This is a genomic window from Streptomyces spororaveus (assembly GCF_016755875.1).
Taxonomy (GTDB): Bacteria; Actinomycetota; Actinomycetes; order Streptomycetales; family Streptomycetaceae; genus Streptomyces; species Streptomyces spororaveus.
Genome location: NZ_BNED01000005.1, coordinates 286,847 through 311,126, shown reverse-complemented (window position 1 = coordinate 311,126; position 24,280 = coordinate 286,847). Strand labels below are relative to the sequence as shown.

Annotated in this window: 25 protein-coding genes and 1 pseudogene; 15 read left to right on the top strand and 11 right to left on the bottom strand. The window is 70.7% G+C overall.

Going from position 1 to position 24,280, the window contains the following annotated elements; genetic code table 11:
* Nucleotides 1-124: 124 nt before the first annotated feature.
* Complete coding sequence (locus Sspor_RS04065) at nt 125-1,078, top strand: hypothetical protein (RefSeq protein WP_202197791.1); 954 nt, start codon at nt 125-127, stop codon at nt 1,076-1,078.
* On the opposite strand, the gene Sspor_RS04060 is transcribed toward Sspor_RS04065, so the two are convergent.
* Both Sspor_RS04060 and Sspor_RS04055 read right to left on the bottom strand, forming a co-directional pair.
* Nucleotides 1,064-2,464, bottom strand: a complete 1,401-nt coding sequence (locus Sspor_RS04060) for a GntT/GntP/DsdX family permease (protein WP_202197790.1) — start codon at nt 2,462-2,464, stop codon at nt 1,064-1,066. The two genes, Sspor_RS04065 and Sspor_RS04060, sit on opposite strands and share 15 nt — an antisense overlap.
* A 12-nt stretch (nt 2,465-2,476) precedes the next feature.
* Nucleotides 2,477-2,998, bottom strand: coding sequence for a gluconokinase (locus Sspor_RS04055; RefSeq protein WP_202197789.1), 522 nt, complete (start codon nt 2,996-2,998; stop codon nt 2,477-2,479).
* A gap of 131 nt (nt 2,999-3,129) precedes the next feature.
* Here Sspor_RS04055 and Sspor_RS04050 point away from each other — a divergent pair, with 131 nt between their 5' ends.
* Nucleotides 3,130-3,846: a FadR/GntR family transcriptional regulator gene (locus Sspor_RS04050; RefSeq protein ID WP_202197788.1), complete on the top strand. Its 717-nt coding sequence runs from the start codon at nt 3,130-3,132 to the stop codon at nt 3,844-3,846.
* A 63-nt stretch (nt 3,847-3,909) separates the two neighbouring features.
* On the opposite strand, the gene Sspor_RS04045 is transcribed toward Sspor_RS04050, so the two are convergent.
* Nucleotides 3,910-5,115 (bottom strand): hypothetical protein, encoded by a 1,206-nt coding sequence (locus Sspor_RS04045; RefSeq protein WP_202197787.1) that lies wholly within the window; start codon nt 5,113-5,115, stop codon nt 3,910-3,912.
* 92 nt (nt 5,116-5,207) lie between these two features.
* On the bottom strand, nt 5,208-6,020 hold the full coding sequence (locus Sspor_RS04040) for a sigma-70 family RNA polymerase sigma factor (RefSeq protein WP_237404256.1): 813 nt from the start codon (nt 6,018-6,020) through the stop codon (nt 5,208-5,210).
* Between the two features lie 208 nt (nt 6,021-6,228).
* On the opposite strand from Sspor_RS04040, the gene Sspor_RS04035 reads away from it, so the two are divergent.
* Nucleotides 6,229-6,579 carry a hypothetical protein gene (locus Sspor_RS04035; protein ID WP_202197785.1) on the top strand — a complete coding sequence of 117 codons (351 nt, stop codon included), beginning with the start codon at nt 6,229-6,231 and terminating at the stop codon, nt 6,577-6,579.
* A gap of 2 nt (nt 6,580-6,581) precedes the next feature.
* Here Sspor_RS04035 and Sspor_RS41710 read toward each other — a convergent pair whose 3' ends face one another.
* On the bottom strand, nt 6,582-8,057 hold the full coding sequence (locus tag Sspor_RS41710; RefSeq protein ID WP_425587392.1) for an AMP-binding protein: 1,476 nt from the start codon (nt 8,055-8,057) through the stop codon (nt 6,582-6,584).
* A 110-nt stretch (nt 8,058-8,167) separates the two neighbouring features.
* Here Sspor_RS41710 and Sspor_RS04020 point away from each other — a divergent pair, with 110 nt between their 5' ends.
* Both Sspor_RS04020 and Sspor_RS04015 read left to right on the top strand, forming a co-directional pair.
* Nucleotides 8,168-8,503, top strand: a complete 336-nt coding sequence (locus Sspor_RS04020) for a hypothetical protein (RefSeq protein WP_202197783.1) — start codon at nt 8,168-8,170, stop codon at nt 8,501-8,503.
* Nucleotides 8,504-8,593: 90 nt separating this feature from the next.
* Nucleotides 8,594-8,759: pseudogene (locus Sspor_RS04015) on the top strand (pirin family protein); the annotation flags it as partial.
* Nucleotides 8,760-9,064: 305 nt separating this feature from the next.
* Here the strand turns inward: Sspor_RS04015 and Sspor_RS04010 are convergent.
* Both Sspor_RS04010 and Sspor_RS04005 read right to left on the bottom strand, forming a co-directional pair.
* Nucleotides 9,065-9,463 carry an STAS domain-containing protein gene (locus Sspor_RS04010; RefSeq protein WP_202197782.1) on the bottom strand — a complete coding sequence of 133 codons (399 nt, stop codon included), beginning with the start codon at nt 9,461-9,463 and terminating at the stop codon, nt 9,065-9,067.
* Nucleotides 9,464-9,535: 72 nt separating this feature from the next.
* Entirely contained in the window at nt 9,536-10,201 is a 666-nt protein-coding gene (locus Sspor_RS04005) for an HSP18 transcriptional regulator (protein WP_202197781.1), read from the bottom strand.
* A gap of 126 nt (nt 10,202-10,327) precedes the next feature.
* Here Sspor_RS04005 and Sspor_RS04000 point away from each other — a divergent pair, with 126 nt between their 5' ends.
* The 3 genes from Sspor_RS04000 (at nt 10,328) to Sspor_RS03990 (ending at nt 11,759) form a co-directional block, all read left to right on the top strand.
* The gene (locus Sspor_RS04000) at nt 10,328-10,762 is read left to right on the top strand and encodes an Hsp20/alpha crystallin family protein (protein ID WP_202197780.1); all 435 of its coding nucleotides are present in this window, start codon (nt 10,328-10,330) and stop codon (nt 10,760-10,762) included.
* A gap of 100 nt (nt 10,763-10,862) precedes the next feature.
* Entirely contained in the window at nt 10,863-11,258 is a 396-nt protein-coding gene (locus tag Sspor_RS03995; RefSeq protein WP_202197779.1) for a DUF2267 domain-containing protein, read from the top strand.
* A gap of 54 nt (nt 11,259-11,312) precedes the next feature.
* Complete coding sequence (locus Sspor_RS03990; RefSeq protein WP_202197778.1) at nt 11,313-11,759, top strand: DUF2267 domain-containing protein; 447 nt, start codon at nt 11,313-11,315, stop codon at nt 11,757-11,759.
* Between the two features lie 75 nt (nt 11,760-11,834).
* On the opposite strand, the gene Sspor_RS03985 is transcribed toward Sspor_RS03990, so the two are convergent.
* Nucleotides 11,835-12,008: a CsbD family protein gene (locus Sspor_RS03985; RefSeq protein WP_202197777.1), complete on the bottom strand. Its 174-nt coding sequence runs from the start codon at nt 12,006-12,008 to the stop codon at nt 11,835-11,837.
* Between the two features lie 1,025 nt (nt 12,009-13,033).
* Here Sspor_RS03985 and Sspor_RS03980 point away from each other — a divergent pair.
* A complete protein-coding gene (locus tag Sspor_RS03980; protein ID WP_202197776.1) occupies nt 13,034-13,366 on the top strand; it encodes a MerR family transcriptional regulator in 333 nt (110 codons plus the stop codon).
* Between the two features lie 236 nt (nt 13,367-13,602).
* Here Sspor_RS03980 and Sspor_RS03975 read toward each other — a convergent pair whose 3' ends face one another.
* The 3 genes from Sspor_RS03975 to Sspor_RS03965 form a co-directional block, all read right to left on the bottom strand.
* Nucleotides 13,603-15,894, bottom strand: coding sequence for a catalase (locus tag Sspor_RS03975; RefSeq protein WP_202197775.1), 2,292 nt, complete (start codon nt 15,892-15,894; stop codon nt 13,603-13,605).
* A 271-nt stretch (nt 15,895-16,165) separates the two neighbouring features.
* Nucleotides 16,166-17,416, bottom strand: a complete 1,251-nt coding sequence (locus Sspor_RS03970) for a PP2C family protein-serine/threonine phosphatase (protein WP_202203469.1) — start codon at nt 17,414-17,416, stop codon at nt 16,166-16,168.
* Between the two features lie 256 nt (nt 17,417-17,672).
* Nucleotides 17,673-18,068, bottom strand: coding sequence for an ATP-binding protein (locus tag Sspor_RS03965; protein WP_272934827.1), 396 nt, complete (start codon nt 18,066-18,068; stop codon nt 17,673-17,675).
* A 355-nt stretch (nt 18,069-18,423) separates the two neighbouring features.
* Between Sspor_RS03965 and Sspor_RS03960 the strand changes: the two genes are divergently transcribed.
* The 6 genes from Sspor_RS03960 (at nt 18,424) to Sspor_RS03935 (ending at nt 24,278) form a co-directional block, all read left to right on the top strand.
* Nucleotides 18,424-18,753: an STAS domain-containing protein gene (locus Sspor_RS03960; RefSeq protein ID WP_254722458.1), complete on the top strand. Its 330-nt coding sequence runs from the start codon at nt 18,424-18,426 to the stop codon at nt 18,751-18,753.
* 133 nt (nt 18,754-18,886) lie between these two features.
* Entirely contained in the window at nt 18,887-20,551 is a 1,665-nt protein-coding gene (tal, locus tag Sspor_RS03955; RefSeq protein ID WP_308295769.1) for a transaldolase, read from the top strand.
* Between the two features lie 335 nt (nt 20,552-20,886).
* Nucleotides 20,887-21,933 carry a fatty acid desaturase family protein gene (locus tag Sspor_RS03950; protein ID WP_202197773.1) on the top strand — a complete coding sequence of 349 codons (1,047 nt, stop codon included), beginning with the start codon at nt 20,887-20,889 and terminating at the stop codon, nt 21,931-21,933.
* Nucleotides 21,934-22,296: 363 nt separating this feature from the next.
* Nucleotides 22,297-22,527 (top strand): DUF5133 domain-containing protein, encoded by a 231-nt coding sequence (locus Sspor_RS03945; RefSeq protein WP_202197772.1) that lies wholly within the window; start codon nt 22,297-22,299, stop codon nt 22,525-22,527.
* Between the two features lie 210 nt (nt 22,528-22,737).
* Nucleotides 22,738-22,953 carry a hypothetical protein gene (locus Sspor_RS03940; RefSeq protein ID WP_202197771.1) on the top strand — a complete coding sequence of 72 codons (216 nt, stop codon included), beginning with the start codon at nt 22,738-22,740 and terminating at the stop codon, nt 22,951-22,953.
* A gap of 44 nt (nt 22,954-22,997) precedes the next feature.
* Nucleotides 22,998-24,278 (top strand): preATP grasp domain-containing protein, encoded by a 1,281-nt coding sequence (locus Sspor_RS03935; protein WP_202197770.1) that lies wholly within the window; start codon nt 22,998-23,000, stop codon nt 24,276-24,278.
* Nucleotides 24,279-24,280 lie beyond the last annotated feature (2 nt).

Below are 24,280 nucleotides of genomic sequence, written 5' to 3'. Positions count from 1 at the left end.
CCTGACCCGCCCGACCCGCCCGACCTCTGTGACCCGCTCGACCTGTGCGACGTGCCCGATGCCGCTCGATACCGCCTGACCCTCTGCCCGTCCCCGAGCCCCTGCCGAACCCCATGAGGATCACATGCCCGACGCCGCGACCTCCGCGTCCACCGCCCCGGACATCGACCTGCCCGACGCCGCGTGCCGCGCCCTCGCCGAGGCCGCCGACGCGGTCGGTGAGGCCGCCCGCTACGCCTCGGGCCTGGCCTTCGGCGCCAGGCTGCCCGCCGCCGCCCTCACCCGGGGCGGCCGTACCCGGCTGGGCTGGCGCACCCTGCTGCGTACGCTCACCGACCCGGCGGGCCTCGGCTGGGCCCCGCGCGGCCGGGGAGTGGCCCGGGCCGGCCGGCTCGCCGGCATCCTGGCGGGCCGTGAGAGCCTCGCGATCAGCATCGCCGTGTGCGGGCTGAAGGCCCGGATCCGGGCCGCGAGCGCGGGCCGCCCCGAACTGTTCGACGATCCGGGCGCGGCCGCCGTCCTGGCCGCCGTCGGAGCCGGCCGCCAGGCGGAGGCCGTCCGGCTGTTCCGCGCCATCATGCGCGAGCGCGGCGCCGAGCACGCCTTCGCGCTGCTGGCCCCGTCCTTCGCCGACATCCTGGCCTGGCACGCGCTGACCGACACGAATCCCTTCAACGACCACGCCGGCTGGCAGGTCGCCACCGGCCGGGCCGAGCCCGCCGAGCCCGTCCTCGGACTCGGCGCCGCCTTCTGGGCCTTCTGCGACCGGGGCCCGGGCCTGCCGGAAGGGCAGGCCGTGACGGGGGCCGTGCCCGTACGCGGCCCGGCCCGCCGCCGGGTCACGTACCGGCCGCCCCGGCCGGCGCCGAGGCCGCCGGCCGGCGGCCTGAGCGGCCGCGCCGCCGCACTGCGTACGCACGCGTTCCGGCTGCACGCGGTGGCCGCGGCGCCGGAGTGGCACGGCCCGGAGACCGAGGCCCTGAGGGCCGAGGTCGCCAGGCTCGCGGCCCGCTGCGCGACGGCCGCGGGCGGCCTCGCCCTGGCCGCCGCCCAGCTGAAACCGCTACAGGACCAGTGACAGGAGCAGCACGAGGCCCAGGCCCACCACCGAGATGATGGTCTCCATCACCGACCAGGTCTTCAGGGTCTGACCGACGGTCATCCCGAAGTACTCCTTGACCAGCCAGAAGCCGGCGTCGTTGACATGGCTGAAGAACAGCGAGCCGGCCCCGATGGCCAGGACCAGCAGCGCGGTCCCGGTGGTGGACATGTCCGCCGCGAGCGGGGCCACCAGTCCGGCCGCCGAGATGGTGGCCACCGTCGCCGAGCCGGTGGCCAGGCGGATGGCCACCGCGATCAGCCAGGCCAGCAACAGGGCCGGTACGGCCCAGTTCCTGGACACGTCCAGGATCATCTGGCCCACGCCGACGTCGATCAGCGTCTGCTTGAAGCCGCCGCCCGCGCCCACGATCAGCAGGATGCCCGCGATCGGGGCCAGGGACCGGTCCACCGTGGCCGAGATCCGGTCCCGGGTGAAGCCGGCCGCCCGGCCGAGCGTGAACATGCCCACGAGGACGGCCGTGAGCAGCGCGATCATCGGGGAGCCCGCGACATCGGTCACGCGCTGCACCGGGGCCTCGGGGTCGTCGACCACGATGTCGACGAGGGCCTTGACGAGCATCAGGGCCACCGGCAGCAGCACGGTGAACACCGTGGCCCCGAACCGGGGGCGGTGCGCCGACTCGGCCGGGGGACGCTCCGTGATCATGCGTTCCGGCGCCGGCATGTCCACCCACCGCGCCGCGTAACGGGAGAACAGCGGCCCGGCGATGATCACGGTCGGAATCGCCACGAGCACACCGAGCCCGAGGGTGGCACCGAGGTTCGCGTGGAGCGCGTCGATGGCGACGAGCGGTCCGGGGTGCGGCGGGACCAGCCCGTGCATCACCGACAGGCCGGCCAGCGCCGGGATGCCGATCCGCATCAGGGAGTAGTTCCCCCGCTTGGCGACCAGCAGCACCACCGGGATCAGCAGCACGATGCCGACCTCGAAGAAGAGCGGTAGCCCGATCACCGAGGCGATGAGCACCATCGCCCACGGCATGGCGCGGCCCTTGGCCCGGGCGAGGATCGTGTCCACGATCTCGTCCGCGCCTCCCGAGTCCGCCAGCAGCTTGCCGAGGATCGCGCCGAGCGCGATCAGTACGCCGACGCCCGCGACCGTGGCGCCGAGTCCGGCGGTGAAACTGGAAACGGTCTTGGCCGGAGGCGCGCCCGCGAAGACCCCGAGGGCCAGCGAGCCGACCGTGAGGGCCAGGAAGGCGTGCAGTTTGAAGCGGGTGATGAGCAGGACGATGACGGCTATGCCCGCCAGGACGGCTATCCCGAGCTGGGTGTTCCCGGCCGAGGTGATCGGTCCGGTGGTGGCCGCCGCCAGAGTCTCGACGTTGAGACCGGTGGTCACGGTGACGTTTCCTCAGTTCTGGTCGGCGGGGAGCCGGCGCAGCGCGGCCAGCGCCCGCTCGGTGATGTCTTCAGGGGAGCCGAACACGTCGACGACGACACCGGGTTCGTCGGCCTGGAGCGGCTCCAGCGTCGCGAACTGGGAGTCGAGCAGGGTGGTGGGCATGAAATGGCCCTTGCGTTCCGCCATGCGCTTCTCGATCAGCGGGCGGTCGCCGGTGAGGTGGACGAAGACGGCCCCGGGCGCCGCGGCGCGCAGCCGGTCGCGGTAGGCGCGCTTGAGCGAGGAGGCGGCGATCACCCCGCCGCGCAGGGCGGCGCTGTTGCGCAGCCACTCGCCGATGGCGTCCAGCCAGGGCCGGCGGTCCTCGTCGTCCAGCGGGTTCCCGGCCGACATCTTGGCGACGTTGGCCGCCGGATGGAACGCGTCGCCCTCCGCGTAGGGAACGCCGAGTGCCTCGGCGAGCAGCCGGCCCACGGTCGTCTTGCCCGTGCCGGCCACGCCCATCACCACAATGACGCGCTGGGTGCTCACGTCTACCTCGCTGTCCTCGTCGACATACGTTCGTGTGGCACCACTGAAGCGCATTAAGTACTACGTATTCAAGCCTCAGGTCGGAAACATCACATCTTTTGTGGGCTGGGGTGTGACCGTACGCTTACGTCATGACCACCGAAGGCAGTCCTGGACAGGGGCAGGGGCTCCACACCCACGTGCTGGACACCCTCGGGCTCGCGATCACGGCGGGGGAGTACCCGCCCGGCAGCGTCCTGCGCACGGACGAGATCGCCGAACGCTTCGACGCCTCCCGCACCGTCGTACGGGAGGTCGTCCGCGTACTGGAGTCGATGCACCTGGTCGAGTCCCGCCGCCGGGTCGGTGTCACCGTGCGCCCCACCGAGGAGTGGAACGTCTACGACCCGCGCGTGATCCGCTGGCGCCTGGCCGGCACCGACCGGTCCCGGCAGCTGCGTTCCCTCACCGTGCTGCGCTCCGCGATCGAGCCGGTCGCGGCCGGACTCGCGGCGAGGCTGGCCACACCGCAGCAGTGCGCCGAACTCACCGAGGCGGCCCTGGGTATGGTCCGCACCTCGCGCGGCCACCAGCTGGAGGGCTACCTGCGGCACGACATCGCCTTCCACCGCGTGGTGCTGAACGCCTCGGGCAACGAGATGTTCGCCCGCCTCGGAGACGTCGTCGCCGAGGTGCTGACCGGCCGCACCGAGCACGCGGTGATGTTCCACGATCCCGACCCCGCCGCCGTCACCCTGCACGTCCAGGTGGCCGAGGCGGTCCGCGAGGGCGACGCGGCGCGCGCCGAGGCGCTGACCCGCCGGATCGCGGTGGGGGCGCTGGAGGAACTGGACGTACTCGCGCCCTGAGCGCAGCGCCCCGCCTCTGCCCCCTGGACCCTGTCCCCCGGACCCGGGGGCAGGGGCGGGGTGTCAGCCGCAGCCGCCGCAGCCGCCGCACCCTCCGCCGCATCCCCCTCCACAGCCGCCGCCGCATCCGCCACCGGTGGAGGAGTCGGAGTTGCGTGACTGTGCCCGCTCCCGGTCGCGCCTGCGTTCCTCGTCCCGGCGCGCCTGCTCGCGCACGGACTCGCGGTACGAGAGGCCCGCCGGCTTCCATTCCCGCAGCCCGTGGCGCCGGCGCGGGAGCAGTGGGGCGGCCGTGACGGCTGAGACGAGGCGGACGTCCTGGTCGTAGACGGCGCTCTCCAGGAGGACCTCGGCGCCCTCGTACACGGCTCCGTACAGGACGGCCTGGAACGGTTCCCGGCGCGGGTCGATGTCGTGATGGTCCGCGCGCAGGCTCGGTTCGGAGCGGGCGAGCAGGATCCGCTGCCCCGCGGCGGTGTCCCCGGCTCGCGGGAAGGCGGCGATCAGAGGCGGGGCGGTGGGGGTGTCGGCGTCCGGGCACAGCCAGTGGTGTCCGGACGCGGAGGCCCGTACGCCGACCAGGAGCACGGGCTGCGGCCGCCCGCGCAGGCGCCGGGCCGCCCGGCGCCGGGCCAGGTTCCGGCCGAGCGCGGTGGTACCGGCGACCAGCAGCAGCGTGGCGAACAGCCGCCCGCCGAACGGCCCGTACGGGTGGGCGAGGGCTCCGGCGGCCGCCAGGCAGCACACGGAGCCGAGGACGATGCCCGGCCGTCCGCGGCGCAGGTGGGCGGCCGGAAGCACGGCCGGCACCGGGAAGCGGGCGGATCCGGCCGCGGCGAGGGCCAGTTCGCGCTGGCGGTGCCGGGCGCGCAGCCGGAGCACCGCACCGGTGAACGCCCACGCGGCGACGGCGGCCACCAGCCCGTGACCGGCCCGGCCCGCCCTGTCGGGGGAGCCGGGAAAGGCCAGGACGGCCTCGGCCGCGAGGGCGGGCGCGGCGAGCAGGGTGGCCACCGGCATGTACCGGAACCAGAACGGCAGTGCGGCCAGCAGGGCGATCGCCGCGAAACCCCGCCACCCCCCGGCGGACTCGGCCGTCAGCGCGACGGCAAGGAGGACCGGGCCCGTGAGGAGGCGGGCACCGGCGGCGGGCGCGAACACCGCCGGCACGCGGGCCCGGAGCCAGCGCGGGGCGTTGTCGGCGCCCCACGCCGCGACCGGGCCCTGCGGTATCGCCGCCGTCGGCAGGTGCTTGACGTAGTCGGTCACGGCGCCAGTATGTGAGCGCCGTGCCGCGGCCCAGAAGAGGATGCCGCGGCACGGAATCGCTACGGCCGCTTCCGGGCGGCGGACACCCGGCCTCAGACGTCGAGCGCGGCGATTTCGAGCGCGCCGATACGCTCCGGTTCCGCCACGATGTCGATCTCCGTGATCAGACCGTCCTCGATCGTGAAGCCGAGTACCAGGAACAGCCGTCCCAGGGGGGCCATCGCCAGGCCGACCACTCCGTCGACCAGGGCCGGCACCGTGGACTGCGCCCGCTGCATGGCGGCCATGGCTCCCGTGGCGACGGTGACGGCGCCGCGGACGAGGAGCGGGCCGGGGGTGGGTCCGACGGCCTTGTCGGCCCGGAGCACCACGTCGGGGTGGAGCAGGGCGACGAGCGCGTCGAAGTCCCCGCCGCGGGTGGCGGCGAGGAAGGCGTCCACGACCCGGCGCCGTCGGGTCAGATCGGCCTCGGGCACCAGCGGGGCCCCCTTGACCCGGCGGCGGGCGCGGCTCGCGAGCTGACGGGTCGCCGCCGGGGTCTTCTCGATCAGCGGGGCGATCTCGTCGAAGGGCACGGCGAACAGGTCGTGCAGCACGAACGCCAGACGTTCGGCCGGTGCCAGCTGGTCGAGGACCACCAGCAGCGCCAGCCCCACCGAGTCGGCCAGCAGGGCCTCCTGCTCGGGGTCGACCGTGTCCTCACGGCTGACGGCGGGATCGGACGGATAGGTCTCCATGGAGTCCTCGCGCCGGGACTCGCGCGAGCGCAGCATGTTGAGGCAGACGCGCGACACGACCGTGGTCAGCCAGCCGCCGAGGTTCTCCACCTCGCTGACGTCGGTACGGTCGAGGCGCAGCCAGGTCTCCTGGACGGCGTCGTCGGCCTCGGCGAGCGAGCCGAGCATGCGGTAGGACACCGCTCTCAGGTGAGAGCGGTGCTCTTCGAAACGTTCCGTCAGGTACACATTCCCGTCCACGGGTCCCCCACATAGATCGCGTACAGCGGATGATCAAAATAGATCATGGGGGGCTGCTGGATAATGGCCCCCGAACAGCAGAAGCGAGTGGAGACGCCGGGGCCGCGTGCGGTTCCGGCAGGAGAGGGAGCCCCCGATGGACGTGCAGCACTTCGAGCGGATCACCGCATTCATCGAGGCGCGGCTCACCCCGCTGTTCGACGAGGCGACGGGCAGCGAACACGGCTTCGCCATGGACGACACCTCCCGCGCCCTGCGTGCGCTGCGCAACTCCGTCCTGGAGGCCTCCGCCGTCAAGGGCCTCATCGAGAAGCGGGAATCCGCGGAGCCGGCCATGCGCCGTGTCATCGACCAGTCGGTGGAGCAGAACTGGGACGTGCTGCGCGGGATCGCCCGCCAGTGGGAGGACCACGCCGACTTCCGCCACGAGTTCAAGCACCACGCCTGGGAGCTCGACCACCACGACCACGCCGCCGCCAAGGCCTGAGCTCACCGCGGCGGTTCGGGGACCGCGCTGCGCGCGGCGAGCGCCGCGCGCAGCAGCGCCGCCGTGGCGGACTGCTCGGCGGGCGACGGCGACAGGACGCCGTTCTCGGTCATCAGGGCGTGGAACTGCTGCCGTTCGTACGGAACCCCGGGAGGCAGCGCCGCGATGTGCCAGTGCAGGTGGGCGTTGCCCTGCCGGCTCCCCAGCGAGTACAGGTAGGTCCGCTCGCTGTCGAGGACGTCCTCGACAGCGAGCGCGACCTCCCGCACGACCAGCATCAGCCGGGTGTAGGCCGTGGCGTCCAGATCGCGCACGGCGTGTTCGATGTGCGCCTTGGGAGCCACCAGGACCTTGCAGGGGAGGGTGGGCCAGCGGTCGAGGAAGGCCACGTGCTGCTCGTCCTCGAAGACCTTCTCGTGCGCGTAGTCCGGGTGTCCGGCGAGGAAGGCGCAGACGAAGCACGGCCCGCCGCGCGTCCGTTCGACGTAGGCCTCCAGATCCATCGGTCCACGGTCCATCGGCATCGGTGTCGGCATCGGCCCATCCTCCCACCGGCGGCCGCCCGTCACAGGGCTGACGGGACGTCGGTGTGGTGGCCGGTCACCACCAGTCCGCCGTCCAGGGTGCGCCGCGCGAGGACGCCGGTGCGGAAGTACCCGTCGGGGGTGAAGGAGCGTGCGTTGCGGTCGGGCGCCCGGTAGTAACCCCGCAGGGTGCGCGGACCGCGGGCGAGGAGCCGGCCGGGTTCCCCCTCGGGAACGTCCACGCCGTCGGCGTCGACCACGCGGATCTCGTCGCCGGGCGAGAGCGGGCGGCCCTGCGTGGGTGAGGACGGTCTCGTCCGGATCGGCGGGCCGGGTGAGGGTGAGCAGCCCCTCGGCCGTGCCGAGGACCTGCTGGAGGCGACAGCCCGACGCCGGGCCCACCCGTTCGGCGGTCGCCCGGTCCAGGGGCCCGCCACCGATCTGCACGAGACGCAGACTGCTCACGTCGGCCCGGACCCTGGGAAGCAGGTCGAGCCAGAGCCTGGCGGCGGCGGGCTCCAGCGACGTGATGGTGACCCGCTCGCGCTCGACGGCCGCGAGGCACCCGTCGGCCCCGGGGCCCTCGACCAGGACGACGGTGCCGCCGACGGAGAGCGTGCCGAGGATGCCGGGACAGCCGAAGGCGAAGTCGGACCCGGCGGGCAGCGCCGCGAGGTACACGTCGTTCGCGGTCAGCGACACCAGCTCCGCGGCGGCCCGGGCCTGGTAGGCGTAGTCGTTGTGCGTGCGCGGAGCGAGCGCGGGCTCCGCAGTGGTACCGCCGGAGGGCAGGAAGAAGGCCACCTGGTCGGCGCTCGATCGACCCGGTGCCTCGAAGGTGAACACCCGCCTCAGGAAGGGGTCTTGGGCGGCGATGTCCGCGGCCATCCCGGTGAGGTCGAAGCCCCGGTGGGCCGCGGGACCGACGTAGCCGACGGCCTGGCCGACCCGCACGAGGTGGGAGACCTCGCCCAGGCGGACGAGACGTCAGTCCTGGCTGGCTGCTTACCACCGCGGACAGCGAGGTCGCGGAAACGGCGGCTCAGCTCTTCGGGGGGACGCCGATGCGCCGCGCTGCATCACCAGACGTGATCGACGTACTCGGCAAGATCGCGGCGAGGAAGCGGATCGGTCCCGAGCCTGAAGTGGAGCTGCGCCTTCGGCTTCAGGCCGCGCCCGCACTCGGCATCTTCCGCCTGGAGTCCTCCTCCTGGTCGCTGGCTGAGTCCCTGGACGAGGTGGGGGTGCCACTGAAGGGTGAGGGGAGCGACGCCCTGCTGAAGATCCGGATTCGGCATGCTCGTGTGTCCCCCAAGTCGGGGAGGGACGTCAGGTATTCGTGGCCCGTCGTCGCGGTGGCAGACCAACTCGACGGCGCTCGACAGGACGTGGCCGCGTAAGCACGGCCGGTTGAGCGGTATCCGGCTCATGCGTTGCTGCCATCGACCATGAAATTGACGAGTACTCGCCCGATAACCATGGCGCGACAGACGTTCTGGAACTGGATCGGACGGTCCCAAGAGGATATTGCAGGCTTCCGCGAAGACTGGATGAACGGCACCCGCTATGGCGAGGTGAAGGGCTACGGCTGCCCTCCGATTCCTGCCCTGGAACTGGCCCCCAACTCGCTTGAAGTCTAGGGGTGGGACGCGCTGAACAGCGCTGATGTCATCATGGGTGCGGGCTGTACGTGGCGGCTCACATCGTTCCGATTGCGAGGGTCCGGCGGGAGTCGAAATGATCTCTGCAGCGACATTTTGATCTTGATGCCGAGTCTCATGTGGACCAGGCTGTGGTCAGGTCTAGTCGAACGAATGCTGACACTTTGCTGACGCTACTGACGAGGCGCAGCCCGCTGAGGGCCGGGGCCGCGAGCTCGCCGTGTGGTCGTCCCGCGGCCGTCCGATCGGGCACCGCCTGCAACCGGCGTTCCGGTCGGTGCCCGTGCACCACCGGCCTGCCTACCGAGGCAGCCCGTGCGGGTATTCCTTCGAGGAGCGGTCGGCGGGCGGCGGGTCGTGGTCCACGGGGAAGAGGGGCAGGGCGCCGGTCATCTCCAGGAGGCGCTGGAGCTGGTGGTTGGGGGCTGCCAGGCGGACGACGGTTCCGGCCTCCTGCGCTGTGAGCCGCGCGGCGAGGAGTGCGTTGAGCGCGGAGGAGTCGCAGAAGGAGACGCGGCTGCAGTCGACCGTCACGGGCTTGGCCGGTGAGGCGTGGGCGAGGGCTTGGGCGAGAGCGGACCGCAGGGCGGGGGCCGTCTCGATGTCGATCTCGCCCGAGGGCCTGATGGCGACGGCGTGATCCAGGACTTCCACGGCGATGGCGTTGCCGCCGGCCTCCGGGGAAGGGCGTTCGACCATGGTGGGTACTCCTCGGTTCGTGGCGTGGCCCCCGGACCCCGTGGCCTGTCGAGGGTTCGGGGGAGGGGAGGGTCAGGTGCTGCGCTGGTCGTGGGTGTCCTGGCGGAGCTGGTCGGTGTGCCGGGTCAGGGCGTCGATGCGTTCTGCGAGCTCGGCGTCCTCGGGCCGCAGGTGGTCGCGGGTGTCGGCCAGGGGTCGGACGAGGCGGGCGGCGTCGTTGTCGGCGAGGGCGAGGTTCAGGTCTCCGACGGCGCCCTCGGCGCTGGCGGGGAGATCGGTCAGTGCGGTGACCTGGGCGGCGAGCCGGCGGAGGTCTGCCGCGTGGTCACGGGCCCACGCGGTCACGGTGCGGTCGGCGGCACGTGTGTCGCGTGTGGCCTGGACGCGCTGCTCGCCGGTGCTCCCGGCCGCTCCCGGGCGCAGCCGCAGGTAGCGGCGTTCGGCGGCCTGGCGGCTTGCGACCCCGAGCGGGCCCGCGAGGTCGGCCCAGCTCGCGCCCTGCCCGCGGGCGGTCTCGATCAGGCCGCTCTCCCAACCGGCGAGCTGCTCGCGGACCTCGCGCAGCATCACCAGCGCGGCCAGAGCGGCGTCGGTATCCGCTGTGGTCGCCGCCGCTCCGGCCGCGGTCGGGCGTGCGAAGGGCTTACGCGCGTCTCTCACGGCCTGGTTGATCGCCTCCAGTGCCGCGGTGGCGGCCAGGAAAGGGATCGGCTCGGGCGGCTCAGGGGTCTCGTTCATTACCGTCTCCAGTCCGTCACCCTCCGGATGACTTCTTGCTTGTCATCGTTTCGATGACATGTTACAACGGGAGCACGTTGAAGCGCATTGGCAGTTTCTGCCTGAACCAACTGGAGGTGTTTCGCGATGTTGATGCGCACCGACCCGTTCCGCGAGATGGACCGGATCGTCCAGCAGCTTTCGGGCACGTCGGGTACGTGGTCGAAGCCGTCCGTGATGCCGATGGACGCCTACCGTCAGGGCGACGTCTACGTGATCGCCTTCGACCTCCCCGGTGTGAGCACCGAGGCGATCGACATCGACGTCGAGCGGAACATGCTGACGGTGAAGGCCGAGCGCCGGCCCACGGGGAAGTCCGACGGCGTGCAGATGGAGCTCTCCGAGCGGCCCCTCGGCGTCTTCTCCCGCCAGATCATGCTGGCCGACACCCTCGACACCGAGCACATCGAGGCCGACTACGACGCGGGTGTCCTGACCCTGCGGATCCCGATCGCCGAGCGCGCCAAGCCCCGCAAGATCAGCATCGGCGGCGAGAGCGGCCGCAAGCAGATCTCCGGCTGACCAGACCGGCACCAGCGGCGGAGGACGGGGAACCGATCCCCCTCCGGCACCCCGTCCTCCGCACCCCCTCGGACCGTTCGCCCTCCCCGGAGGTGACGTCATGACGATACGCAGGGAGTCGTTCCAGGCACACGTCCAGGAACGCGGCGAGTACCAGACCCCACAGGAAGCGGAACGGGCGGCCCGCGTCGTCCTGGCCCTGCTGGGCGCCCACCTGGTCGGCACCGTGCGGGCCGAACTCGCCGCCCGACTCCCCGAAACGTACGCCCTGATCCTGCTCAACCCGCTGCAGGCCGCGGAGCCGCTCCCGCCCGAGCGATTCGTGCGTGCGACCGCGGCCTGGATCGAGGGCGCCACCGAGAAGACCGCCCTGTGGGACATCGGCGCGGTCCTGTCCACCGTGGCCGCCGCGGCGGGTGACGTCCTCACGCGCGAGGTCCTGCTCCAGCTCCCGCCCGGCTACGACCTCCTCTTCGGCCACCCCCAGCCCACCTGACCGGCGCCGACTGACGCAACGTGAACTTTCGAAGAGAAAGGCAACCGCAGCACCATGTACCACCAGCCTCGACCGGACCGGCCCACCCCCGCCATGACGTTCGACCAGATGCTGGAACGCGTGCGCTACGAAGGCGCCTACCCCACCCGCGAACGCGCCGCGGAAGCCGTCCACCACGTCCTGTCCGCCCTCGGCCGCCAGCTCACCGGCGACGAACGCGTCGACCTCGCCCAGTGCCTGCCCGTCGAAGCCGCCCTCACCCTGACCGCCCAGATCCCCGACACCCAGCACCTCACCGGCTGGGGCTTCGTCAAGGACCTGGCCGCCCGAACCGGCGTGAGCCCGGCCATCGCCCGCTGGGACACCGGCGCCGTACTCTCCGCCGTCACCGCGCTCGCCGACCCCGGCCTCCTCGCCCGGATCCTGCAAGGACTGCCCGACGACTACGCCCTCCTCTTCGAACAGGCGCGACTGCGCCGGCCTCAGCGCGCCGCCGCCTGACCGGAGCCGACTGCGCGCGGACATGCAACGGGGCCGGGACCGTTACTGCCGCCCCGGCCCGTTGCGCACGAGCGGTCAGTGCTTGAAGGTGTCCTTGACCTTCTCCTTGGCCTCGCGGGCATCGCCCTTGGCCTGCTCCGCTCGGCCCTCGCCGGTCAGCCGCTCATTGCCCGTCAGGCGGCCAGCGGTCTCCTTGAGCTTGCCCTTGGCCTGCTCGCCCTTTGCCTCGGCCTTCTGCTCACCAGACACAGCTGATCACTCCCTGTTCGATGGAAAGGTCTTACCAGACCCCCGTATGACCGGCGGGATCCGTCCTAAACAGACGGGGCGCCACGAGGCGCATCGGTCTGAGTGCCGGGGTGGGTGCCCGACCCCCTCTCCGGCGGCAGTGCGATCCCGGCTGCTCCTTGGTGCCGCGCTCGGCAGCCTCGGGATGCCATGCGTTGGAGTTCGATTACCTCCTCATGCGCCACACGAAAATCTATGACGGCCGAAGTAGACATTGGGTGGCGGCGTGGTTATGGTTTCTCTCGTAGCCCAGAGAAGACCGAAAGGGCCTGGCAGAGACGAACTGCCGGGCAGCAGTACGGCATTACCCGTAGTTGCAGTGCGTATGACGGTCCGGTGGTGGAGTTTCGAAGCCAAGGTTGTTGCAGGACGGCGACGGGGCTGACGACCGGACCGGGTGGCCCGCGGTGATCAGGGGCCGCCGTGAGCAGTGCCGCAGTCAACGCAGCGGTGGCAGTACCGGTAAGTGCAGTCCGCAGTACTCAGCAGTGAAGTCAGTGAGCAGCACCTCGGTGAAGGCGTCGGCTGCAGGCGCGCGCACCGGGAAGTTCGGCAGTGGGGTTCTAAGCCAGAGCAGACGCAGGACGGGCGACGGGGCTGGCTGCCGGAGAGTGGCGCTGAGTCAGGCCACCAGTAGTACGCAGTAGAGCAGTACCAGCAGTTGATCACCGAGGGAAGAACGGAGGAGCCGAGCGCCATCAGGATCGCCCGGGTCGAAGACTGAGCCCGGGTACCGCAGGACATCGACAGTGAGGTGGTCTCCGGTCAAGCAACCGCGATCCCCGCACCCCCGGCACCGTGCCGGTCGGGTCAGCGGACATGGAACGCCGACGCAGTATGAGGGTCGGCAGATGGTGTAGCAGTTCCTTCGGGGCCCTGGTGCCATACGGCACCAGGGCCCCTCCACGCGTTCCACGAGAGAGACGTGAACGACCGCAGACGACTCGTACGAACGCCTCAACCACGACGACTGCCCCGCCTACACCATGGGCCGGGCGGCCGAAATGCCCGACACCACCCAGGGCTTCCTCCGCGCTCTGGGCGAAGCCCGCCTCATCACCCCGCTCCGCTCCGCAGGCGGGCACCGCCGCTACTCCCGCTACCAGCTGCGCATCGCGGCCCGCGCCCGCGAACTCGTCGACCAGGGCACCCCCATCGAGGCCGCCTGCCGCATCATCATCCTCGAGGACCAGCTCGAAGAAGCCCAGCGCCTCAACGCCGAATACCGCCGCGCCGCCCAAGCAACCAACCCCTACCGCGACCCCCGAGGGCTAAGGCTCGGCCCGCACGGCATCGCAGCCGATGCTCGGAGGTCCTGAATGGGCACGCATCCGGTGGCTTTCCCCAAAGGTGCGGCCCGGCCACAGCACGTGGGCCCGTGACCGGCAAGATCCCGGCATGCGCACTGGACGGAACCTCGTCGCCCTCCGCTCGACGTCCGCGCGGCCCGTGGTGCTCGGTGCGGGAGCGGCCATCGGCAGGTCGTACGCCTGCCTCAGGCATCTGCCCGCCGCGACCGCACCCGAGGGGGTGCGGTCGCGGCGGGGACGGGGTCTCACATGGCGGCGGGGAAGCGTTCCCAGACGCGGTGGGCTGCGAGCAGTTCCATGAGCTGGCGCATTCCCTGGGCGCCGTCGGTGACGACGACGCCGGGTTCGCCGACCGAGATCCCGGCGGCCTCGAAGAGGGCTTCGGCCCCGCCCAAGCCGATGAGCGCCTTGCCGTGCTGGTAGGCCTCGGTGAGCAGAGCGAGGACCCGAGGGTCGCTGACGGGTGGCCTGGGGGCTCCGGCCTTGGCATCGCGAGCACCGTAGGCGTCGGCGCCCGCTCCGGGCACGCCCGCGAAGATCAGCGCGTCGAATTCGACCGAGCGGGCGGTGGCGAAGGTGCGCTGGACCGTCACCGTGTCGTCGCCGGTGCCCAGCACTCCGCCTGCGGCCGCCACGACCAGCGGCACCATTCCGGCGTCGAGGATGGCCCGGCGTACCCCGTTCACACCGACCATGTCCATGGCCTGGCCGGTGACGATGCCAATGACGCGTCCGTCCAGCGGCCAGGTGCGGCCGACCTGGGACAGGGCGGGGCTGGGGCGGGCATCGACGAGCACCTCGGTGGCGGCCGGCGCTGGCAGGCCCAGTCCGGCCGCGACCTGGGCGCACAGCTCGGGGTCGATGTTGGCGAGCACGCCGAGAGTGCGTTCCTTGATGGCCTGCTCGTAGCACTTGGCCAGTTCGAACGTGTAGGCGGCGATGATGTGCTCGCGCTCGACCGGGCTCATGCTGAGCCAGAACAGGCGCGCCTGGGAGAAGTGATCGGCGAACGAGGCGGGTGCTTCGCGGACCTTGCGTCCGGCGGGAACCTCGACGGGTACCTCGATGAACGCGCCGGTGAACGTGCCCGTGTCGGTGCCCGCGTAGAAGGGGCAGCCGCCATCGAGGCTGTTGGGCTTGTAGGGAGCCACGCCCCGGTGCACGGCGGTCTGGTGGAAGCCGTCACGCAGCATGTCGTTGACGGGTGCGTGGGTGCGGTTGATCGGGATCTGCGGGAAGTTGGGGCCGCCGAGCCGGGTGAGCTGGGTGTCCAGGTAGGAGAACATCCGGCCGGCCAGCAGCGGGTCGTCGGTCGCGTCGATGCCCGGGACGAGGTGTCCGGTGTGGAAGGCGACCTGCTCGACCTCGGCGAAAAAGTTCGACGGGTTCGCGTTCAGCGTCAGCAGCCCGACCGGCTTCACCGGAGCGAGCTCCTCCGGGACGATCTTCGTGGCGTCGAGGAGGTCGATGCCCTCGAACGTCTGGTCGTCGGTGTCGGGGAAGGTCTGGATGCCCAGCTCCCACTGCGGGAAGGCGCCGGACTCGATGGCGTCGAAGAGGTCCCGGCGGTGGAAGTCGGGATCCACCCCGGCGAGGATCTGCGCCTCCTCCCACACCAAGGAGTGCACGCCCAGCTTGGGCTTCCAGTGGAACTTCACCAGCGTCGAGGTGCCCTGGGCGTTGACGAGGCGGAAGGTGTGGACCCCGAAGCCCTCCATCATGCGGAACGAGCGGGGGATCCCGCGGTCGGACATGTTCCACAGGGTGTGGTGGGTGGCTTCGGTGTGCAGGGACACGAAGTCCCAGAACGTGTCGTGCGCGCTTTGTGCCTGCGGGATCTCGCGGTCCGGGTGCGGCTTGCCGGCGTGGATGATGTCGGGGAACTTGATGGCGTCCTGGATGAAGAAGACCGGGATATTGTTTCCGACCAGGTCGAAGACGCCTTCCTCGGTGTAGAACTTCGTCGCGAAGCCGCGGGTGTCGCGCACGGTGTCGGCGGAGCCGCGCGAGCCGAGCACGGTGGAGAACCGCACGAACACCGGCGTTTCGGTGTCCCGGGCGAGGAACGCGGCCTTGGTGACCGTTTGCGCGGTGCCGTAGGACTGGAAGACGCCGTGCGCGGCCGAGCCGCGGGCATGGACCACACGCTCCGGGATCCGCTCGTGGTCGAAGTGCATGAGCTTTTCACGCAGGTGGTGGTCCTGCAGCAGCACCGGCCCCCGGGAGCCCGCCTTGAGCGAGTGGTCCGTGTCGGGCATACGTACGCCCTGCGCGGTCGTCAGATATGCCCCGCTCTGTGCGACCCTGGCCTGGTCCGCGCCGGTGGGCTGCCCGGTCGGACTCACAGTCTCCGGGCCGCTCTGATCTGCCTTCGGCGGCAGCGGCTCTACTGGCTCGGTCGGCTCCACCAGCTGCGGGGAGACCGGAGCGGGCTTACCGGGGACGCCGTCCTCCGGTCCGTCGGTCGGCGCGGCGTCGCCGTGCAAGGCGCCGGTGATCTTGTCGGTAACTGCCTTGACCGGATTCTTCTCGGACATCACATCTCCAGACACAGGGGACAGGCCCTACACGTGTGACCCGAAACCATGCGTTCGGAAACGGCGACTAGCCTGTCCGGACCTGTGACCGACGTCCAAGGCGGCGAGACCCGCTGACCGGTGTCCGACCAGCAGCGAGCCAAACCGGCCCGCTGGCCGGCACGCCCGTGCGGAGGGGCCCAGCTCTCCTGGGCCGTACACCGACGACGCACCCGTCAGACTCAAGTGAGACAGATCCGGGATGGCCAACGCCCGATGAGCCTGCTGCCCCCTACGCGCCCGGATTGCGGCGTCCAGTCCTCGACGGTAGTGAGGCATCGGCGAGGTCGGCCCCGGTGGCCGCGTCACGCTGGGAGTTTCCGATGCCGTGCCAGTCCAGGCACATGACGGTTGCGTCGTCGTCCAGATGACCGTTGCCGGCGTCCACGATCGCCCCGATGAGGGTGCGGGCGGCTTCGCGGGGATGCAGGGTGCGGGTGCGGAGGATCAGGTCCGAGAGGTCGAGATTTTCGGCGTTGCGCTCCAGCATGCCGTCCGTCAGCATCACCAGCCGGTCACCCGGCCGCAGGTCCAGCGTCTGCACCCGGTAGGTGCCGGCCGGCGATGCCTGGACATTGAGGCCGAACGGTAGATCGACTTCGGGAACGATCTCTTGCACCTGCCCGTCGCGCATCCACAGAGGCCAGGGGTGCCCGGCGTTGACGAACTCGGCCCGGCCGTCGAGCAGGCTGATGCGCAGCAGCTGACCGGTGACGTAACCGCTGCGGCCGTGATCGCGCATGGCCTGGTCGGCCTGGCGGGCCTGTTCGTCGAGGTCGGCGCCCGCCCGCCGCGCCCGCCGCAGGGCACCCACGACGAGGGTGGCCAACAGCGCGGCGTCGACGTCGTGGCCCATGGCGTCGGTGACGGAGAGCTGGACCGTATCCCGGTCGATCACGTAGTCGAAGGTGTCGCCCCCGACGTGGTCGGCGGGTTCCAGGGCCCCTGCGAGCGCGAACTGGGCGGCCTCACACGCCAGCGATGCCGGCAGCAGCCGGTGCTGGATCTCAGCGGCCAGGCTCAGGGGCTTGGTGCGTCGGCCCCATTGGTACACATCGGTATGGGACCGGTTCGCGATGACGATGTACGCCAGCGCGTGCGCGGTCTCACCGATCTCCAGCATCACTTCGGCGCTCGGAGCGGCGGGCAGGAACAGCTCCAGGAGCCCGATGGCATCCCCCCGGTTGGTCACCGGGGCGATGACCCGCACCAGCTCACTGTCGCCCCTTTCCTCCACCTGCGGCCGCTGGCTGCGGATCACATCGTCGTACAGGGTTCCCCGCAGCCGAATGCGCGCGGCCGGCTCACCGGTCTCGACGCTGCCCGCAGCCCCCAGCCGTACGACCGAACTGCCGCTGAAGTCAGTGATCAAGAACGAGACCGAGGCTGCCCCGAGGTGCTCCTTGAGCATGCGCGCGACCACATCGAGCGACTCCACGGGCGCCGCGGCCTCCGCAGCCTCCAACGTCTCCGCCAACGTCATCGCCCGGCCAGGTCGGCTCCCGCTCATGGGGTGACGAGAGGCCTGCCCGTCGTCCGGCTCTCCTGCGGTCACAACGACCCCTTATCGCGTGATGGCGGCCGGGACTCGTCCCGGATCGGCAAGACCCGCGCCAAGGCGGCGTCGCACAGCACATTGCACCACGGGACGCCCAGGCGGCCGGAGATCCCGCAGCCGCGCGGCGACAAGTACAGGCGTCGGCTCGGCCGTGTCGGCAACACGCCGCGCCGACACCCTGCTACCAGGGGAGTTCCTCGCAGATGATCTTGCCGCCACCGACTGCTGGTCTGATCCGGATGTGGGTTGCGAGGCGCTGAATCATGAACCATCCCCACCAACCCGTCCCGTCCGTGCGAGGGACCCTCGGCTCGGGCGGCCGGGGGCTGCGGTCGGAGACGCAGACATCGACGGCGTCATCGAACAGTTTCAGATGGAGGGAAGAGGGACCGTCGGTGTGTCGAATCGCGTTTGCAACGAGCTCGGCCACCACCAGGAGGACGTCATCCATGCTCCCGCCCTTGGTGGGCGCCCGTAGCCGGGCTGCGCGCGCAAGGAAGGCACGGGTGGCCTCACGAGCTGCTGCTCCGGGCCAGCCAATACGAGACAGGGACTGGTCCAGGACGGCTGTGGTCACCTGTTCCTCCTTCGCCCGGCGTGCCTGTCTGGCGGATGCCCCGCTACGCGAACGGAAACCGCGACGCCGTCTGCCGAGTGCGCACAGAGGCGACTACGGACCGCTGCGGCACGGTCATGGGTGCGTCCGCAGCCGGGCGGATAAGGCGGTCTGGTGTTCCCAGCCTCGGCGTGACACGCTCAAGGGGAACCAGCCTGGTCTGGTGGGAGACCCCACACGCCTGAAAGCGACCGGCGGGTACGGGTGGTCTCGCTCGGCTGTGAGTGGCCTTCCGACGGCTGCACGCTTGACGGCCTCCTCCGCGCACGCCGGGAGCCGACCGTAATGGGCTTCGATCCCGAACGGCGGACCAGTGATGCTCCCCATCAGGTTTCAACTCGGTGTCAGTGTGCAACCCGACGCGACGGTTGTGACCGTGGCAGGCGAACTCGACATGACCACCTGCCCCTCCATCACCCAAGCCACCGACACCCTGGCCCTCAAGGGTCAGACCCTTGCCCTCGACCTGTCGGCCGTGACCCACATGGACTCCAGCGGCCTCAACATGCTCCTCACCCTGCGCAACCGCGCCCGCGCCGAGCACGGCGAGCTGCACCTGCGCGGCGTCCCCCGCCAACCCCTACGCGTCCTCGACCTCACCGGCACCCGCAGCCTCTTCACCCTGCGCCCCTGCCTCACCCCATGAGATCCGCGCTTGCAGCCGGACAGGGCGGGCATGCGCAAAGGGAACCACGGGTCGAGTGCCGCCGCCGGCAAGCCCGCCCGCCGGGCGAGAAGCACCCCAGTGCGAGCGGCGCCGCGCCATCTGGAGGTCTCACATGTCTGTTCCCACCGGCACCGCCCCCCTTGCAGCACTGTCCGCGGCCGGAGTGGCGGTCTGGCTCGACGACCTGTCCCGCGAGCTCCTGGCCGGTGGAGAGCTCATCGAGCTGGTTGCCGAAAAGCACGTGGTGGGGGTCACGACCAACCCCACGATCTTCGCCTCCGCCCTGTCCAAGGGGGACCGCTACACCGAGCAGCTGCGCCGCCTCGGCAACGCGGGAACCAGTGTCGACGACGCAGTCTTCGCCCTGACCACGGACGACGTGCGAAGCGGCTGCGAGGTCCTCGCCCCCGTCCATCAGCGCACCGGAGGCATCGACGGACGGGTCTCCATCGAGGTCGACCCGCGCCTGGCGCAGGACGCCGATGCCACCATTGTCCAGGCCCGAAAGCTGTGGCAAACAGTCGACCGGCCGAATCTGTTCGTCAAGATCCCGGCCACTCGTAAAGGTCTCACGGCGATCACCGCCGTCATCGCCGAGGGCATCAGCGTCAACGTCACGCTGATCTTCTCCCTGGACCGCTACCGCGACGTGATGGACGCCTACCAGGCAGGTCTGGAACAGGCGCAGGCAGCGGGACGCGATCTGTCGGACATCCACTCGGTCGCCTCGTTCTTCGTCTCCCGCGTCGACAGCGAGGTCGACCGCCGCCTCGACACCCTCGGCACCCCAGAGGCCCTGGCGCTCAAGGGCAAGACAGCGGTCGCCAACGCCCGCCTGGCATATCAGGCGTACGAGCAGATGACCGAGGAGCCGCGTTGGCAGCGCCTCGCCGCGGCCGGCGCCCGCGTTCAGCGGCCCCTGTGGGCGTCCACCGGGGTGAAGGACCCGTCCTACCCGGACACGATGTACGTTAGCCAACTCGTCATCACGGGCACCGTGAACACCATGCCGAGGGCCACTCTGGCCGCATTCGCAGACCACGGCACCCTCCCCGTCCACCCGCCGACGGCGAACGACTACGCGGCCGCCGGCGCCCACCTCAAGGCGCTGCAACGGGCGGGCGCCGACATCACCGACGTCACCGACACCCTGGAACGCGAAGGACTCACCAAGTTCGAGGACAGCTGGCAGGAGCTCGGCGACTCGGTGGGGCGAGAAATGCACCCCGAAGCCGGCGACACCTGCGACGACACCGGGAGCCGAAATGGAGGACCCGAAAGCGCCCAGCTGCTCGCGATCTACCTCAACGACCACTATTCGGCCGCTACCGGGGGCCTGGAACTCTTCCGGCGCGCCGCAGAGGCGCAGACGAGCACAGCGGCGCACACGGTACTGACCGAACTGACCCGTCAGGCCGATGAGGACCGTGACTCGCTGGCACAGATCATGGCCGCTCTGGAGGTCCCGATCAGCCACTCCAAGGCGGCCATGGGCTGGCTCGCGGAGAAGGCGGGCCGCCTCAAGACCAATGGCCACCTCCTTACCCGCTCGCCCCTCAGCGACGTCTTGGAAGCAGAGTCCATGCTCCTCGGCGTCCAGGGCAAGAAGGCCTGCTGGCGGACCCTGAGGATCCTCGCCGACACCGACGAACGCTTTTCCACCAAGCACCTGGACGCCCTGGCGGAGCGCGCCGAGAAGCAGCTCGTGCTGTTGGAGGAGCTGCGCATCTCGGCAGTCACCCGGGCACTGCGTCCTCGACTCTTCAGCACGCGGTAACCCCGGGAGCCGCCGCTTCCGCCATGCGAGGGCGAATGGACGCCCTGCGTGTACGCGCGGCCCTCGGGGCGAGTGCGAGTAGCGGGGCAGATGCCTCCCGACAGGGCTCCGCCCGGTAGCGCAACCGTGCCGGCCCGGTCGGCGTCCCGGGCCGGCGTCCGCTCGCCCGAGGCCGGGACAACGGCGCGGGGCGGGAAGTACGTCGATGTCGACATCCCGGGTATGCGCAGTACGACGGGAGCGTCACCCGCGAGCCGGGTGGGCTCCGGCACAGGGCGTTCCGCGCGTGCCGGGGCCGCTCCTCCGAGACAGACTACGGAAAGCGACTCTTGATCATGAATTCCTCCCAGGCGATGCGCCCTCCTCCCGTACGGGCGGATTCGGGGAGCGACTTCGCCCGACTCTCCCGGAAGATCCAGGAGGCGGGTCTCATGGCCCGGCGCCCCGGGTACTACGCACTGCGCATCGCGGCCGTGACGGTCCTGTACGCCGCCGGGTGGACGGCCTTCTTCCTGATCGGCGACAGCTGGTGGACACTGCCGGCGGCCGCCTTCCTTGCTCTCGTGTTCGGGCAGGTGGCCCTGCTCGCGCACGACCTCGCCCACCGGCAGGTCTTCCGACTGCGCAAGGCCAGCGAGGTGTCCGGGCGCATCGCCGGCAACTTCGGCATCGGCATGGGGTACGGCTGGTGGCAGGACAAGCACACACGACACCACGCCAACCCCAACCACGAGAACCTCGATCCCGACCTCGACCCGGACATCCTCGTCTGGACGCAGGACCAGGCCCGCGCGGCGAGGGGGCTGCCGCGGCTGCTCGGCCGATCGCAGGCTTTCCTCTTCTTCCCGCTCCTCACCCTGGAGGGGTTCAACCTGCACGTGTCCGGGGTGCGGTCGCTGTTCGACCGTTCCCTCAGTCACCGGGTGTGGGAGGGGGCCCTGCTCACCGCGCACTTCGCCACCTACCTCGGCGCGTTGTTCCTGGTTCTGCCGCCGGGCAAAGCGGTCGTGTTTCTCCTCGTCCACCAGTGCCTCTTCGGCGTCTACCTCGGCTCGATCTTCGCCCCGAACCACAAGGGCATGCCTGTTCTGCGAGGTGACGAGCGGCCCGACTTCCTGCGGCGCCAGGTTCTGACCTCCCGCGACGTGCGCGGAGGCCGTTTCACGGACATCGTGCTGGGCGGTCTCAACTACCAGATCGAGCACCACCTCTTCCCGAGCATGCCCAGCCCGCACCTGCGCAGGGCCCAGATCATCGTCCGGGGGTACTGCCAGGAGCTCGGGGTCAGCTACCTGGAGACCAGCCTGGTCAACTCCTACCGGCAGACCCTCGCCAGCCTCCACGCGGCCGGAGCCCCCCTCAGAGCGCCGCGCACCACCTGATGCCGCCACGCACCCCGACTGGGACGCGGGTCAACCGTTCCGCCTCAGGACGGTGCCATCGTCTGTGCCGTCCTCTTCGGCTATTGGAGAAGGATGTCCCGGCGGTGGGTGTCCGGGCAGGGCCCCATCGCCGGGAAGCCGTCGCGCGCCGAGCGGGGATTGGCCGACGGCGGCAGATTCCTCACGCCGCCTCTGCCGTGGGGTCACGAGTGTGGCCGGCTCGTGTTGACGGGGCCGCGAGGTATCAGCCTGACGCATCGCGGTCGGAGCAGTGGAGCGCGTCGGAGGGCGACGGGGTTCAACGGTGATCGGAAGGGTAGGCGACGGCCACCTGTTGGATCCGCTGGCGAAAGGCAACCTCCCATGTTGATGGCTCACCCGGCTGTGCTTCCCGGCCTCGTCGACCGTTACTGGGCGCTGTCCGTACTCGACGCCGCGGAAGGCGACTCTCCCGTACGCGGGGAGACCGAGGACGTCGAGCGGGCGCTCTGCGTGGCCACTGGCACGACGGACGTGCACGCCGCCCTGATTGCCGCCCGCCACCACCTGCCCGGCACGGGCGCCCTCGATGACTCCGTGCTCGTCACCGGCTGATCGGGTTCAGCCGTCAGTGGGCGCTACCCGCCCGCATGCATCCAGAGGAAGGATGAGAGGCGTGAGGTTCGTGGGCAGGCGCCTGCCGGAAGGCGGGCAGTTTGGCGTGCACCGACCGCGGACGGTGCCCAGGCGGCAGCTGCCCGGTGAAGGTCACCCGATTGGACGTGAAGGGGTGCCAAGGAGCTTGGTGCGGCAGAGGCTGGGCCCATGGCCGCCAAGCTGATCATCTACCCGCCCGACCAGCAGGGCTGGCGACGAGTCCGCTATGACGGCGTGCCCATTGGAGTGGCGCATCGCCCAGCCGATGTCCGAGCCTTCCTCGCCGCGGCAGGTAGGGAGAACGCCGAGGATGTCGACCTCACCGACCCTGACTTCGTGGAGTGGCGGGGGGCCGGCCCCGAGGTGTGGGAACCGTCTCCCTGACAGGCTTCCCTGGGCGGACGTGCGGCAACCAGAGGAGCAGGGCGGTGACGGAGACGGGCCCGATCGTTGTGTTCGCGAACTTCCTCTCGGACTTGGCAGTGGATCTCGACGAGGGGCAGATCCTGACGACGTGGGCCCAGCAGGCGCCGCGGAAGGCGTGGCTGCTTCGACCAGGGGACGTGTTCGTCACTCCCGTGCGGTTGAGCCGGGAGTTCTTGCGCTACGTCCACGACCTCACCGGGGTGTCCCCGGAATCGGTCGCGGTGATCGAGGTGCCTCCTGCCGGAGCCGTTCCGCTGGCCCGGGCGGTGCGCGAGGCCGGCCTCGTCGAGCAGGTTCGGGCGCTCGCCTGCGACCGGGGTGCGGCGCTACTGCCGACGGCTTTGGACGCGTCGGCGATCGCATTTGCCCGGGACATCGGCATCGACATCCACCCGTATCCCACGGTCGAGGCCGCAGAGGCCGCCCTGAAGACGACCATGCTGCTCAACACGAAGACCGGGTTCCGCGAGACGGCTGAGCAGCTGGGCATGCGGCTGCCTGCGGGGCGGATGTGCCGGCGCCCGGAGGTCGAAGGGGTGGCGCGTGAGCTCCTGCGGGACCACGAGGGCGTCGTGGTGAAGCCCGACCGTTCCGCCGGCGGACACGGGATGCGCTTCGTGTCCCGCGACGGGCTGAGGGGCGGGGCGAGCCTGCCGCTGGATACGGTCGGTGGGCCCGAGGGCCTATGGGTGGTGGAGGAGTGCCTCGACGTGGCCGAGTCGGTCAGTGTCCAGGTGGAGGTCTCCGCCTCCGGGACGCGCGCGCTCTTCAGCGGAGCGATGCGCACGGTTCAGGGCTCTTTCACGGGCTATGTCTCTCCGCTGCCGCCGTCCTGCGCGCACGTGGCCGGCGAGCTGGAGGAGTGGGGGACGGCCCTGGGCCGCTACCTTGCCGACCACGGCTACGCCGGGCCCTTCGGGCTCGACGCCCTGGTGGACACGGACGGCGTCGTGTACGCGAGTGAGAGCAACATCCGCCGTACGGCCACCACCACACCCCACGCCATGGTCACCCGGCTGACGGAGGGAACTGCCAACGCACACCCGGCATGGTCGGTGTCGAAGGGCTGGACACGGACTCCCATGGACTTCGACGAGGCGCTTGCCCGGCTGCGCGCCTCCCGCCTCGCCTTCGACCCGGACCGCGGCGAGGGCGTGGTCCTTTACGCCGACGCACCGCCCGACGGTCGCTCCTGGCGGTATGTGGTGATTGCCAGGAGCGCTGCGGACGTCGAGGAGCAGGAAACCCCCTTGGCCGAGGTCCTCGATTTCGAAAGTGGCTGACC